The following is a 13892-nucleotide window of genomic DNA, read 5'->3' on the forward strand; positions in this document are numbered from 1 at the left end:
CGCTATCATAGCCGATGCTGTCAAGGGCCTGACAGAGCAGCTCTTATAAAGGCACGCATTTAATCGCCGGGAAATGAAAAACCGCCTCGAAATTCGCGCCTGTCACGCTAAACTGCGCACCTTGGCCGAAGCAGGCTGAACCGGTTGTGGGGCTCAATGTCCCAGAACCACGAATTCCCTATGAAGAGTAATGACCATGACTCAAGTCAAACTGACCACCAACCATGGCGACATCGTCATCGAACTGAACGCTGAAAAGGCGCCGATCACCGTTGCCAACTTCATCGAGTACGTCAACGCCGGTCACTACACCAACACCGTATTCCACCGCGTCATCGGCAACTTCATGATCCAGGGCGGCGGTTTCGAGCCTGGCATGAAAGAAAAGAAAGACAAGCGTCCAAGCATCCAGAACGAAGCGGACAATGGTCTCTCCAACGACAAATACACCGTCGCCATGGCCCGCACCATGGAGCCGCATTCGGCATCGGCGCAGTTCTTCATCAACGTCGCCGACAACACCTTCCTCAACCACAGCGGCAAGAACGTCCAGGGCTGGGGCTACGCGGTATTCGGTAAAGTGACCGCCGGCACCGACGTTGTCGACAAGATCAAAGGCGTGTCGACCACTTCCAAAGCCGGCCACCAGGACGTACCAGCAGACGACGTGATCATCGAGAAAGCCGAGATCATCGCAGCGTGATATTGCTGATTTCAGACTTGCATCTGGAAGAGGAGCGCCCGGACATTACCCGGGCGTTTCTGGATTTGCTCGCCGGACGCGCCCGCTCGGCGAGTGCGTTGTACATCCTCGGCGACTTCTTCGAGGCGTGGATTGGCGACGACGCCATGACGCCCTTTCAGCGTTCCATCTGCCAGGCCCTGCGCGATTTGAGCGACAGCGGCACGGCCATCTTTCTGATGCACGGCAATCGCGATTTCATGCTCGGCAAGGCCTTCTGCAAACAGGCCGGCTGCACCTTGCTGAAGGATCCGAGTGTCGTGCAGTTCTACGGCGAGCCAGTGCTGCTGATGCACGGCGACAGCCTGTGCACCCGCGACGTTGGCTACATGAAGCTGCGCCGCTACCTGCGCAACCCGATCACCCTCTTCATCCTCCGTCATCTGCCGCTGAGCAGCCGCCACCAACTGGCGCGCAAGCTACGCAGCGAAAGCCGTGCACAGACGCGGATGAAGGCCAATGACATCGTTGATGTCACCCCGGAAGAGATTCCGCGAGTGATGCAGGAATTCGGCGTGAAAACCCTGATCCACGGCCACACCCACCGCCCGGCAATTCACAAGTTGCAGCTTGGTGAACAAGCGGCGAAGCGGATTGTGCTGGGGGATTGGGATCGTCAGGGATGGGCGTTGCAGGTGGATGAGAGTGGGTATGCCTTGGCGCCATTCGATTTCGCCCCGCCACCCGCCCTGCCCGCCCCTACGATTTAAAGCCAAACACAAAACCCTGTGGGAGCGAGCCTGCTCGCGAATGCAGTGTGTCACTCAGCAGTCGAGTGTCTGACACACCGCTTTCGCGAGCAGGCTCGCTCCCACAGGTGCTGCGTTTCAGGTTAATGCCCGCTGGCGGCAGGCCCGGCCTTGGCGGCGAACGGCGGCTTAGCCAGCCACACAATCAGAATCAACCCCATGAATCCCCAGCCCAGCAACGTGAAGTAATCCACGGTGGAGAGCATGTACGCCTGGCTCGTGAGGATCTGATCCATCTGCGCATACGCCGACTGGCTCGCGCCGCCCAACTGATTCAAGGTCTCGCGGGTGGCTGGCTCAAACGTGCTGATGCTTTCGCTCATATACGCATGATGCTGATCGGCCCGGCGAATCCAGATCCAGGTGGTCAGCGAGGCCGCGAAGCTGCCGCCCAGTGTCCGCAGGAACGTCGCCAGGCCTGCGCCGTCAGCGATCTGGCTCGGCGGCAAGTCCGACATCAGAATGCTCAGGGTCGGCATGAAGAACAGCGCCACACCGATGCCCATGAACAACTGCACCAGCGCAATGTGCTGGAAGTCGACTTCGTTGGTGAACTCGGCACGCATGAAGCAGCTCAGGCCGATCGCCAGAAACGCAATGCCGGCGAGCAGGCGCAGGTCGAACTTGTGCGCGTACTTGCCGACAAATGGCGACAGCAACACCGGCAGAATCCCGATCGGCGCCACGGCAAGTCCCGCCCAGGTCGCGGTGTAGCCCATTTGCGTTTGCAGCCACTGCGGCAGGATCAGGTTGATGCCGAAGAAGCCTGCGTACCCCAACACCAGCACCAGCGTGCCGATGCGGAAGTTGCGATGGGCGAACAGGCGCAGGTTGACCACCGGATGGCGGTCGGTCATTTCCCAGATCACGAACACCGCCAGGGCGACCACGGAAATCGCCGCGCCGACAATGATGAAATTCGACTCGAACCAGTCCAGGTCATTGCCCTTGTCGAGGATCACCTGCAACGCGCCAACGCCAATGATCAGCGTGATCAGGCCGACGTAATCCATCGGCTGGCGACTGGTCACCACCGGCCGTTTCGCCAGTTGCGAACGCACCACCATCACCGCAAAGATGCCGATCGGCACGTTGATGAAGAAGATCCACGGCCAGCTGTAACTGTCGGTGATCCAGCCGCCGAGAATCGGCCCTGCAATGGGCGCGACCACCGTGACCATCGCCAGCAGCGCCAGGGCCATCCCGCGTTTCGCCGGCGGATAGACCGCGATCAACAGCGTCTGCGTCATCGGGTACAGCGGCCCGGCGACCAGGCCTTGCAGCACGCGAAAGCCGATCAGCTCAGGCATCGAAGTGGAGATACCGCAGAGAAACGACGCCAGCACAAACAGCATCGTCGCCCACAGAAACAGCTTCACCTCGCCGAAGCGGCGGCTGAGCCAACCGGTCAGCGGCAGCGCAATCGCGTTGCTCACGGCGAACGAAGTGATGACCCAGGTGCCCTGCTCCGAACTCACCCCGAGGTTGCCGGAAATCGTCGGCAACGCCACGTTGGCGATGGTCGTGTCGAGCACTTGCATGAACGTCGCCAGCGACAGGCCGATGGTGCTGAGCAACAGGCTGGGCGGCGTGAAAGAAGCGTTATTGCTCATTGTGAATCCTATGAAACCTGAGGAGCGCTGCGCCATGGCAGGCACAGCTGACCCTGTGGGAGCGAGCCTGCTCGCGAAGGCGGTGGATCAGTCGACATTTATGTTGAATGTCAGTCAGCATTCGCGAGCAGGCTCGCTCCCACAGGGGTTGGAGTCAGCATTCAGCGCTGTGCGGTCTTGCCCGCTGCTGCGCTGTTGTCGTGAATCAACTGGGCAATCATCGCGTCCGCTTCAGCCAGTTGGCGCTCGTAGACGTTGGTGCTGAACGAGGCTTTTTGCGGCGGTTGCTGGGCCAGTACCGGGCCGCTCTGGTCGTGCAGATTGACCTCGACATTGGTCGACAGACCGACACGCAGCGGATGCTTGGCCAGCTCTTCGGCATTGATGTGGATACGCACTGGCACGCGCTGGACGATCTTGATCCAGTTACCGGTGGCGTTCTGTGCCGGCAGCAAGGCAAATGCGCTGCCGGTACCGGCACCGAGGCTGTCGACGGTGCCGCTGTATTTCACATCGCTGCCGTAAATATCGGCCTCGATATCGACAGGCTGACCGATGCGCATGTCACGCAGTTGGGTTTCCTTGAAGTTGGCGTCGATCCACAGCTGATCCAGCGGAATCACCGCCATCAACGCAGTGCCCGGCTGCACACGCTGACCGAGTTGCACGGTGCGCTTGGCGACGTAACCGGTGACCGGCGCGATCAACGTGCTGCGGGCATTGGTCAGGTAGGCCTGACGCAGATCGGCAGCCGCCGACATTACGTCCGGATGGGACGAGACCACGGTGTCGTCGACCAGCGCGCTGGTGGTTTTCAGTTGCTGTTTGGCGTTAGCCAAGGCGTTCTGCGCCGAGGTCAGGTCGTCGCGGGCGTGGGACAGCTCTTCCTGGGAAATCGCCCCGCCCTGGGCGAGATTTTTCCGCCGGTTGTAGTTGTCCTGGGCCTTCTGCACTTCGGCCTGCTGCGCATTGACCTGAGCTTTCATGCCGTCGACGTTGCTATACAGGCCGCGCACCTGACGCACGGTGCGCGCCAGTTTGGCCTTGGCACTTTGCAGGCCGACTTCGGCATCGTTGGGGTCGAAGTTGACCAGCACCTGGCCTTCCTGGACCAGATCCCCGTCGTCGGCGCCGATGCTGACCACGGTGCCGGTGACCAGCGGTGTGATCTCTACCACGTTGCCGTTGACGTAGGCATCGTCGGTGCTTTCGTTAAAGCGCCCGATGAACTCGTGATAGGCCCAGACGCCGGCAATGGCGAGCAGGACCACCACAGCGAGGGCCAGCAGCATCACCTTGCGTTTGCGCGGGTTGCCGGTGTCCGGGGTGTTGTCTTGAGCTTGGGTGTTTTCGGCAGTGGCCATGACAAATACCTTGAATTATGGGTGCGACGAGGCGGGGCTGGCGTTGGCTGCGTTCAGGTTTTCACCCTGAAAGCCGCCGCCCAGCGCTTGCATCAGTTGAATCGACAGGTCGATCTGCTCGGCATTGAGGGTCGCCAGCTGACGCTGGGCCTGGAGCAATTGCTGCTCGATGCTGAGCACGTCCAGGTAGTTGCCGATGCCGGAACCGTAACGCTGGACGACGGTGTTGTAAGAATCCTGAGCGACGTCGGTGGCATGTTGCTGCGCGCCGATCTGCCGGCCGATATCGCGCAGCTGATTGATGGTGTCGCCGACATCACCCAGGGCTTTGACCAGGCTCTTGTTGTACTGCGCCACCGCCAGATCGTAATCGGCGTCGCGGGCATCGAGGTTGGCGCGCAGGCGTCCGCCATCGAAGATCGGCAGCGACACGGTCGGCGCGATGTTGAAGAAACGACTGGCCGAACCGAACATCGCATCACCCAACAACGACTCGGCGCCGGCCGAGGCCGACAGGTTGAGGTTGGGATAAAAGCGGGTTTTCGCCGCATCGATGTCTTTGCTCGCCGCCTCGACACGCCAGCGCGCCGCGACCAGATCCGGGCGGCGTCCGAGCAGTTCCGCTGGCAACACCGAGGGCACCGCCACGGCGCTGGCTTGCAGGACTTTCGGCCGGGCGATCTCGTTGCCGCGATCCGGGCCTTTGCCGAGTAATACGGCCAAGGCGATTTTCGCGCTGTTCAGGCGTTTTTCCGCATCGATCAGGCTGGCCTGAGAACTGGCTTCCAGGCTCTGGGTTTGCTGAAACTGGTACTGGCTGTCGATCCCGGAACTCAAGCGGCGCTGGCTGAGGTCAAGCATTTGCCGGGTGCGCTTGAGGTCCTCGCTGGCGAGGTCGTAAACGATGTGCGCCTGACCGAGATCGCTGTAAGCACGGGCGACGTCAGCGGCGAGGGTCAACTGCGCGGCCTGACGATCGACTTCAGCAGCACGGGCCTCGCCGAGTGCGGCTTCCCAGGCATCGCGCTGACCGCCCCACAAGTCGAAGTTGTAATTGAAGCCGGCGCTGACATTGCGCACCGTCGCATAGGCACCGCCCTGCCCCAGCGGATCCTGATCACGAGCCAGCCGCGAACGGCTGATGCCGGCGCTGGCGTCGAGGGTCGGATACCGTTCGGCATCGGCGGCATACGCGGCGGCGCTGGCCTGGTGCGCGCGGGCTTCGGCGATCTGCATGTCCGGGCTGTCGCGCAGGGCTTCGCGGATCAGGCCGTCGAGCTGCGGATCGCCGAGGCTGCTCCACCAATCGCTTTTCGGCCACGCCGCTGGCGATAGAGTGACGCCGTCGAGAGACTGCGCTGTCTTCAACTGCGCCGCGTCGAGGCGCTGGCCTTCGGTGTCGAGGCCGCTGTAATTGGCGCAACCGGCGAGGATCATCGCCGACAACAGCAGCGTCAGGCTGCTGCGCAAAGTGTTAGCGCTCATTGTGATCACCTAGACGCTGGATGGTGATCGGATCACCGGCGGCCAGCAGGATTTTCTTGAGGATGTATTCCAGGGTTTTCAGCTCTTCGCGGGAGATCGCGCCGGCCAGCTCATTCATCGCATCGGCACCGATGTGCGGCAGACGATCAGCCAGTTGCTGGCCCTGCTCGGTCAGTTTCAACTGCACCTGACGCCGGTCGCCTTCGCTGCGCTGGCGAACCAGGAACGCTTTCTGCTCGAGACGATCGAGCATGCGCGTCATCGACCCGCTGTCCAGCGACAGATGCCGGCACAGCTCGGCCGGGGTGTCGACGCCGAACTGGGCCATGATGATCAACACTTTGAACTGCGCGGCGGTGATGCCGTGGGGTTCCATGTGGGTGTCGATGATCCGGTCCTTGAGCAGCGCGGCACGGCCGAGCAACAGGCCAAGGTGGCAATGTTTGAATTCTTCCGGGGTGAAATGCTTCATGGGTCGACCTGATAACTGCCTAGGCAGTGAATGTATGTCGAGATGTTACTGCTTAGGCAGCGAATGTCAACGCAATAGTTAGGGGGCTTGGTAATTAGTTGACCTGTGGGCTGGGTTTTATCGCGTGAGCGACCGCATTCGCGAGCAGGCTCGCTCCCACAGGGAAAACACGTTCCAATGTGGGAGCGAGCCTGCTCGCGAAGGGTGCGACTCGGTTCAAATGAGCAGGTGCGCTCTAGAAATCCCGCTTGTAGAAAATATCCAGCGAACTCGCCACGCCGCTCGCCGCTTCGACGTAGACCTTCTTGCTCAGCTTGTAGCGCAAGGCGATGGTGCTGGCCGGTTCGAAGACGCCGACGCCGTAGCGCAGGCTGAGTTTCTCGGAGATGTTACCGCTGGCGACGACGCTGGTGTCGTTGCCGCTGCCCTGGGTGTCGAGCTGGAAATCCTCGATGCCCAGATCCTTGGCCAGACCACTGGTGACCCCGGCGCTGCCCATCAGGCCCAGGCCCAGCGCGGCTTGCGCGAGCATGTTGTTGTCTTCGCCGCTGGTGCTCAGCGGACGGCCCAGCACCAGGTACGACAGCGCCTGTTCCTGACTCATCGCCGGTTCGGAGAAGATCTGCGTGGTCGGTTGTTCGGCGCTGCCGCTCAGGCGAATACCGGCGATGACGTCGTCGGTCTGGCGGATCGCTTCGATATCCAGATACGGCTGGTCGATGGGGCCGGCGAACAACAGACGCGCGCGACGTACCGTCAGGCGTTGGCCGTAGGCGCGATAGCGGCCGTCGTTGAGCCAGAGTTCGCCACGGGTGTCCATGTTGTCGCCGATGTGCACCTGACCTTGCAGATTCGCGGTCAGGCCGAAACCGGCGAAGCTCAGCTTGTCCTGGCCGACGATCACGTCGATGTCCATTTTCATCGCGATCGGCGGTTTGCCCTCTTCGGTCTGCGCGCCGACGATGATCGTGTCGTCGGAGACTTTTACCGTCGATGGCGGCAGTTCGCGCACGGTGATTTCGCCCTTCGGCACCAACACCTTACCGGCAACTTTCAGCTCATCGCCGGCCATGGAAATTTTCAGATCCGGAGCCATTTCCAATTTGGCGTAGGGTTCTACGCTGACCGGCAATTGCGTGCCCTTGAGCGCCAGATCGACCACCAGTGCCTGACCCCAGGCGACGTTGCCGTTGAGACTGCCTTTGCCAGTCTTGCCGCTGTCCCAGCCACCGTCCAGGCGCACCGATTCGCCGGCGATCGCCGCAGTCAGTTGCAGATTCTGCAACTCCATCGGCAGTTCGGCGCCGGACACTTCGCCATCGCTGAGCTGCACAGTGCCGTTGACCAATGGCGCGAGCAGGCCACCGGAAATAGTGCCGCTGCCGTTGAGCCGGCCGGTGAGTTTTTCCACCATCGGCACGAACGGTCGCGCAACCGAAAGATCGAGGCCGGAAAGGCGGAACGAGCCGCTCAGCGGTTTGTTTTTTGGCAGCGGATTGAGCTGCGCCTGGACCAGCAATTCGCCGAGTTTGCCGCCGACAAAATTGAGCTCGGTGTCGACGCGCTTGGGCGTGAGCTTGCTGCTGAGTTTGAGGGTCTGATAGGGGAAATCCAGCCAGCGATCCTTGTCGCGCACGCGCAGGGTGCCGCCGCTGGCATCGACACTGACCACGCCGTTCGGGCCGCTCGCCGGCAAGTCCAGTTGCAGATCGGCGTTGAGCCGGCCCTGCCAGGCGAAGTCTTTGGGCAGCCATTGCGCAAGGCTTTCGATCGGGAATTGCTTGAGGTGATAACGCAGCTTCGGCTCGGGCATCAGGCGCTGGTCTTCGCCACACAGGCTGGCGTTGCCGGACAGCCAGCAATGCGCGCCGAAATTGATCTGGCCGTCCGCCAGGCGTTCCAGCTTGGCCGGGCTTTGCAGCTTCCAGTCCTGGCCACCGGCCTGAATGTCGCCACTGGCCAAGCGTCCGCGCCAGTTGCCCTTGTCGAGATTGCCGTCCAGACCCAGCGCCAGTTTCAGCTTCGGTCCGATCAGGTCGAGGTTGACTTTCTGGCTTTTGATATCGCCCTGAGCACTGGCGGTCAGGGTGCCCAGGGAGGTATCGCCAGTCTGAATGCCGCTGCCTTTGAGATTGATCTTCGCCCGCTGCGCACTGTCGAGCGTGGCGTCGAGGTTGAGGCTTTGCAGGCGATTGTCCTGACAGGCCAGTTGCGAACCTTGCAGATCAAGCTTGCCCTGCGGCGCCTTCAACGTGCCGGCAACATTGACCTGACCGTTGACCTGCCCGCGCAATTGCGGCCAGAGCTGGGCCAGACGCGGCAACTTGATATCGATCTGCCCGCCGAGTTTGTCCTGCAGGCTGCCCTTGCCGTTGATGCTGTTATCGCCGAGGCGGATTTGCAGGGCGTTGAGGTTCCACCGCTCGCCCGCACCGTCAGCCTTCGCTTGCAGGACCGCCGGCTGACCGCGCAATTTGCCTTTGAGGTCGAGGTCGGCGCTGAGGCTGAGCTGATCATTCTTCATCTCGCCTTTGCTTTTCAACGGCCCGGCCAGCGTGCCCGGCAGTTCGGCGACCCAATATGCCGGGTTGAGCGCCGACAGATCCAGCGCGGTATCCCAGGCGATGCCGTCGGCGAAGCGCACATTGACGTGCCCTTCGGCCTTGCCCTGCCCGGCCTGCATGACCAGTTGCGGCAAGGCGATCTGTTCGAGGCTGCCGCTGAACGGACTGCTCAAGGTGAACGCCCCGGCCGGGCCATCCAGCGCGGCGTCGAAATTACCGAGGTACTGGCCGTCGGTGTAGGACACTTCGCCAGTGAAAGTACGCAACGCGACTTGCGGCTCGTCGATCTCGGGATAGAGCCGGTGCCACGGGAAGTCTTGCCAGTTGATATTGGCCTGAGCGCTGAGGCCCTTGCTCCAGTCGACACTGCCGCTGAGTTTGAGGCTTTGCTGGTCGTTGGCGTTGAGATCGAGCCCGGCGATCTGCGCGCCGTTGGCGTCGACCTTGCCTTTGAGCAGCAGCGCCACCGGTGATTTCTCGGCGGGCAGCGTGGCGTTGCCGAGCAGTTGATAACCGTTTTTCAGGTCACCTTCGCCCGTGAGCACAAGCTGATTGAATTGCAGGGTGTCCGGCAGATCGGCGCTGGGTTTGAACGCGTCGCTGGTGATGCGCAGCTTGGCCGGGAGGTTTTCCGCCAGTGCTTGCAGCTCGCCGCTCAACTGGCCGTCGAGGTAACCACGGCTGTCGGCATGCAGGTTGAGGGTTTTCAGCAGGTCGCCTTCAACTTTCAGCGCCAGGGTCCACGGCTCGCTGCCGGTAGCGGGCAAGGTCAGATCGCCCTGAATATTCAGTGGCCAGTTACCGCTCGGTTGCAGCAGGCCGGACAGGTTCAGGCTGAGCTCGTCACGCTGCAATTTCACGCTGTCGATCTGCAGGCCCTGAGCGGTCCAGTGCGCCGCCAGTTGCAAGCCCTTGAGCTGTTCGCTGCCGTTAAACAACAGGCTGCCGACCTCGACATCACCCAGTTCAATGGCCAACGGCAATTGCAGATCGGGCAGTTTGATCGGGCCGCTCTCGGTGGTTTCTTCGCTGGGCGGGAACTGCAGGATCAGCTGATCGGCCTTGAGCTGATCGATGCACAAGGTCATGCGCGTCAGGCACAGCGGTGACCAGGCGAAGATCGCCTTGTTCAGCTCGACACGGCTGGTGTCCTGCTGCCACATCAAGTGATCGGCGCTCCACTGCCCAGCGAGGCGACCGTGGAAATTCTCCACGTTCAGGCCCGGCACCAGGCCCAACGCCCAACGACTGCCCGCCTGCGTACCAAGTAGTGCGGCCAGGCTCAGGACGATCAGCAAGACCAGCGCCAACACCGTCAGCGCCGTTATTTTCAAACCACGCTTCACAGCTCAGGCCCCATGGAAAAGTGCAGTCGGAAGCCGCCGCCGTCATCCAGCCCCCGTGCGAGGTCGAGGCGGATCGGCCCGACCGGCGAGACCCAGCGCACACCCACACCGACGCCGGTCTTGAGGTCGGGCAGTTCGAGTTTGTTGAAAGAGTTACCCTGGTCGACGAAGGTCGCGACCCGCCATTTCTCGGCGATCGAGTATTGATATTCGACACTGCCGGCGATCATGTAGCGGCCACCGATGCGGTCGCCGTCAGAGTTTTTCGGCGACAGGCTCTGGTAGTCGTAACCGCGCACGCTCTGATCGCCGCCGGCAAAGAAGCGCAGCGACGGCGGAATCGAGTTGTAGCCGTTGGTGGCGCTGCCGCCAACCTGCACGCGGCCGAGCAAGCGGTGTTTGTCGAACACCGTAGTCAGGCCTTTGACCAGCGCGGTGCCGTATAAAAGGTTGTTGTCCGAACCGAGCCCTTCCTTGGCCACTTTGCTTTCGAAGCTCAGGCGATAGCCGTTGCGCGGGTCGATGCGGTTGTCGCTTTTGAGGTACGAATAACTGATGCCAGGCATCAGCAACGTGCTCAGGCCCGAGTCGTCGCCGAGTTCGTATTCTTCACGTTGCCATTTCAGCGAGATCACCCGCTGCCAGCCGCTGGGCAACTTGCTGTGCCATTCCGGGCCGAAGGTCAGCAGCTTGCTGAGGGTGTCGGAGCTTTCGATGTCTTCGAACTGATAGCCGCCGGCCCAGCGCAGTTTGTCGGTCAGCGGCGGGTCGAGCGGGATGTCGTAAAACAGCCCGACGTTCTGCCGGGGCGCGGAAAGCTCGGCTTCCCAGCCATAGCTGTCGCCTTGCGGGTTGACCCAGTGGCGCGTCCAGTTGGCCTTGATCCGTGGGCCGACGTCGGTCGAGTAACCGAGACCAAGGCCCATGGTGCGCGGCTTGCGCGTGTCGAGTTTGACCTCGACCGGAATCACATCGTTTTTCGCAGCGGTCGGCGCGGCGTCGACGCGCACGCCCTCGAAATAGCCGCTCGATTGCAGGTCGCGGTTGAGTTCGGCGATCAGTTCCGAATCGTAAGGCTCGCCTTCCTTGAACGGCACCATGCGTTGCAGCAGGTCTTCGTCGAACGGCGTGTCGCCCTCGAAACTGACTTTGCCCAGCGCATAGCGCGGGCCGCTGTCGTAGATCAATTCGATGTCGGCCACGCCCGCGCGCGGATCGACCATGAGCTTCTGGCTGGTGAAATGGCCGCTGAAGTAACCGAAGCGCGAGGCCTGATTCTGGATCACCCGTTTGGCATCTTCGTAACGGCCATGGTTGAGCACGGCGCCGGACTTGAGCAGGTCGCTTTTCGGTACGCGAAAGGATTTCAGCGACGCCGCCGGGCCGTCGACACGCACGGTGACGTTGCGCAGGCGAATCGGCTCGCCGGGATCGATGTTCAGCACCAGACGCGGTTTTTCCCCGCCCTTGACGTCACTGTCGATCTGCGGCTGATAGTAGCCCAGCGCCTGAGCCGCTTTGCGCGCCTGCTCTTCGGCGCCGCGATTGAAACGCAGCAAGGCTTCTTCGTCGCGATCGCCGAGGCTGCCGATATAGCCTTCTATATTGGCCTTGAGTTCATCGTTGGACGGCTTGATCCGTACATCCAATTCACTTTGCGCCAGCGCCGCGCAGCTGGATAACAGCATCAGCACGCCGCTGGTAAATCTTCGTGGAAACTTCATAGGCGCGGATGCTATCACGGGCTCGGGAGCCTGATAGAACAGGTAATTTGTGAAGAAGTTCGATGATTATCCCGTTGCTGTTTGTAACACCTGCGGATTGGCATGGAAAAATACGTGTTCGCGCACCGGTCCGACGGCAACCTCGCCGATCTCCTGATAACCCTGCCTTTTATAGAATTCCAGGTAGCGCGGGTTGCCGGTGTCGAGCACCACCCCTTGCGAGGTTTCATCGACCGCGCACCAGTTGTGCACGGCGGTGAGCAATTGTTCGCCGTAATGCTTGCCCTGAAACTGCGGATGCACACCAAGCAGCGGCAGCATGTGCACCGAGTCACCGGGCACGCACGCGGCGACGGCATCGTGGTATTCCAGATAACGCCGTGTGCAGCGAAAACCGGTGCTGAGCACCATGCGCAAGCGCCACGCCCAGCTCTCGGTAACGCCCAGGCGCCGTTGCGGCGGTGCGATCAGGGCGATGCCGATCAGGCGATCGTTGACCAACAGGCCGATTGCCGGCAGGTCCTGGAGGAAATGCTGTTTGACCAACTCGCGCACCGTCGCGCGCACGCGCTGTTCGTAGCCGGGACGTTCGGCTTCGAACAGATAGCCGAAGGTCGGCTCGTGGCGATAGGCCTGATACAGCAACGAGCGGGCTTCGCGGGAATAGCCGCGGTCGAGCATGTGGATGTCGGCAACGGCGAACTGGGTTTCAGGCATTGCATGATTCTCCCCGGAGGCGCGCTCGGAGGCTGGCGCGCTTGTTGGTACGAACCTTGGGCGGATGTGGTGGTTCCCCTGAAAGGTATAGACCAAGTCGGGATCTTCATCGATCTTGCCGGCCTCTTCGCGAGCGGGCTCGCTCCCACAGAGGCGCTGCATAGGGCATCACAAATCCCACAGGCCAAAATGATTTGTCCCACACTGGCCCATCTCCCCCATGTCAGCTAGCATCGCCCTTTTGCCAGGACTGCCGACCATGAAGATTGTTTCCTTCAACATCAACGGACTGCGTGCCCGTCCGCATCAGCTGGCAGCGCTGATCGAAAAACATCAGCCCGACGTGATCGGCCTGCAGGAAACCAAGGTTCACGACGACCAGTTCCCCCACGAAGACATCCGCGCCCTTGGCTATCACGTGCACTTTCATGGCCAGAAGGGCCATTACGGTGTCGCCTTGCTCTCGCGCAACGAACCGATCGCCATCCATAAAGGCTTCGCCACCGATGAAGAAGACGCGCAGCGGCGCTTCATCTGGGGCACTTTCGCTGATGCCAATGGCGTGCCGGTGACGATCATGAACGGCTATTTCCCACAAGGTGAAAGCCGCGATCACCCGACCAAGTTCCCTGCCAAGGAGCGTTTCTACAGCGACCTGCAAGCGCTGCTGGAAAGCCAGTTCCACAATGAACAGCCACTGGTGGTGATGGGCGATGTGAATATTTCCCCGGAAGACTGCGACATCGGCATCGGCCCGGACAACATGAAGCGCTGGCTGAAAACCGGCAAATGCAGCTTCCTGCCGGAAGAACGCGAGTGGATGGCGCGCCTGAAAAACTGGGGCCTGACCGACAGCTATCGGCACCTCAACCCCGACGTGAGCGACATGTTCAGTTGGTTCGACTACCGCAGCCGTGGTTTCGAAGATGAGCCGAAGCGTGGGCTGCGCATCGATGTGATTCTGGCGTCCCATGGCCTGCTGCCACGGGTCAAGGATGCCGGCGTGGACTACGAACTGCGCGGCATGGAAAAACCATCGGACCATGCGCCGATCTGGCTTGAGCTGGCCTGAGGGAATTTTCATTGTGGGAGCGAGCCTGCTCGCGAAAGCGGTGG

The 13892-nt window shown here is 61.4% G+C and carries 10 protein-coding genes; 3 read left to right on the top strand and 7 right to left on the bottom strand.

The features are described from left to right. The first annotated feature begins 196 nt into the window (after positions 1-196). The gene (locus PS14A_RS15655) at positions 197-703 is read left to right on the top strand and encodes a peptidylprolyl isomerase (RefSeq protein WP_076567676.1); all 507 of its coding nucleotides are present in this window, start codon (positions 197-199) and stop codon (positions 701-703) included. Continuing rightward, positions 700-1452 (top strand): UDP-2,3-diacylglucosamine diphosphatase, encoded by a 753-nt coding sequence (lpxH, locus tag PS14A_RS15660; RefSeq protein ID WP_137214780.1) that lies wholly within the window; start codon positions 700-702, stop codon positions 1450-1452. The genes PS14A_RS15655 and lpxH overlap by 4 nt, the downstream gene beginning before the upstream one ends. Positions 1453-1574: 122 nt before the next feature. Here lpxH and PS14A_RS15665 read toward each other — a convergent pair whose 3' ends face one another. The 7 genes from PS14A_RS15665 to PS14A_RS15695 form a co-directional block, all read right to left on the bottom strand. Continuing rightward, positions 1575-3104, bottom strand: coding sequence for a DHA2 family efflux MFS transporter permease subunit (locus PS14A_RS15665; RefSeq protein WP_024013426.1), 1530 nt, complete (start codon positions 3102-3104; stop codon positions 1575-1577). A gap of 161 nt (positions 3105-3265) precedes the next feature. Then, positions 3266-4468 (bottom strand): HlyD family efflux transporter periplasmic adaptor subunit, encoded by a 1203-nt coding sequence (locus PS14A_RS15670; protein ID WP_016775298.1) that lies wholly within the window; start codon positions 4466-4468, stop codon positions 3266-3268. Between the two features lie 15 nt (positions 4469-4483). After that, positions 4484-5953, bottom strand: a complete 1470-nt coding sequence (locus PS14A_RS15675; protein WP_212616674.1) for an efflux transporter outer membrane subunit — start codon at positions 5951-5953, stop codon at positions 4484-4486. Then, positions 5943-6425, bottom strand: a complete 483-nt coding sequence (locus PS14A_RS15680; protein ID WP_212616675.1) for a MarR family transcriptional regulator — start codon at positions 6423-6425, stop codon at positions 5943-5945. The genes PS14A_RS15675 and PS14A_RS15680 overlap by 11 nt, the downstream gene beginning before the upstream one ends. Positions 6426-6660: 235 nt before the next feature. Beyond that, positions 6661-10335 carry a translocation/assembly module TamB domain-containing protein gene (locus tag PS14A_RS15685; protein WP_212616676.1) on the bottom strand — a complete coding sequence of 1225 codons (3675 nt, stop codon included), beginning with the start codon at positions 10333-10335 and terminating at the stop codon, positions 6661-6663. After that, positions 10332-12059 (bottom strand): autotransporter assembly complex family protein, encoded by a 1728-nt coding sequence (locus PS14A_RS15690; RefSeq protein ID WP_212616677.1) that lies wholly within the window; start codon positions 12057-12059, stop codon positions 10332-10334. The genes PS14A_RS15685 and PS14A_RS15690 overlap by 4 nt, the downstream gene beginning before the upstream one ends. Positions 12060-12125: 66 nt before the next feature. Then, positions 12126-12776 (bottom strand): GNAT family N-acetyltransferase, encoded by a 651-nt coding sequence (locus tag PS14A_RS15695; RefSeq protein ID WP_212616678.1) that lies wholly within the window; start codon positions 12774-12776, stop codon positions 12126-12128. A 259-nt stretch (positions 12777-13035) separates the two neighbouring features. On the opposite strand from PS14A_RS15695, the gene xthA reads away from it, so the two are divergent. Beyond that, positions 13036-13848, top strand: a complete 813-nt coding sequence (gene xthA / locus PS14A_RS15700) for an exodeoxyribonuclease III (RefSeq protein ID WP_073471316.1) — start codon at positions 13036-13038, stop codon at positions 13846-13848. Positions 13849-13892: the final 44 nt, after the last annotated feature.

Source organism: Pseudomonas sp. 14A (genome assembly GCF_018132745.1).
Lineage (GTDB): Bacteria > Pseudomonadota > Gammaproteobacteria > Pseudomonadales > Pseudomonadaceae > Aquipseudomonas > Aquipseudomonas mercuritolerans.

Bases quoted from the DNA above. Each gene is read 5' to 3' on its own strand.
- PS14A_RS15655 (WP_076567676.1), top strand. From the start codon at position 197: ATGACTCAAGTCAAACTGACCACCAACCATGGCGACATCGTCATCGAA.
- PS14A_RS15665 (WP_024013426.1), bottom strand. From the start codon at position 3,104: ATGAGCAATAACGCTTCTTTCACGCCGCCCAGCCTGTTGCTCAGCACC.
- PS14A_RS15670 (WP_016775298.1), bottom strand. From the start codon at position 4,468: ATGGCCACTGCCGAAAACACCCAAGCTCAAGACAACACCCCGGACACC.
- PS14A_RS15675 (WP_212616674.1), bottom strand. From the start codon at position 5,953: ATGAGCGCTAACACTTTGCGCAGCAGCCTGACGCTGCTGTTGTCGGCG.
- PS14A_RS15680 (WP_212616675.1), bottom strand. From the start codon at position 6,425: ATGAAGCATTTCACCCCGGAAGAATTCAAACATTGCCACCTTGGCCTG.
- PS14A_RS15690 (WP_212616677.1), bottom strand. From the start codon at position 12,059: ATGAAGTTTCCACGAAGATTTACCAGCGGCGTGCTGATGCTGTTATCC.
- PS14A_RS15695 (WP_212616678.1), bottom strand. From the start codon at position 12,776: ATGCCTGAAACCCAGTTCGCCGTTGCCGACATCCACATGCTCGACCGC.
- xthA (WP_073471316.1), top strand. From the start codon at position 13,036: ATGAAGATTGTTTCCTTCAACATCAACGGACTGCGTGCCCGTCCGCAT.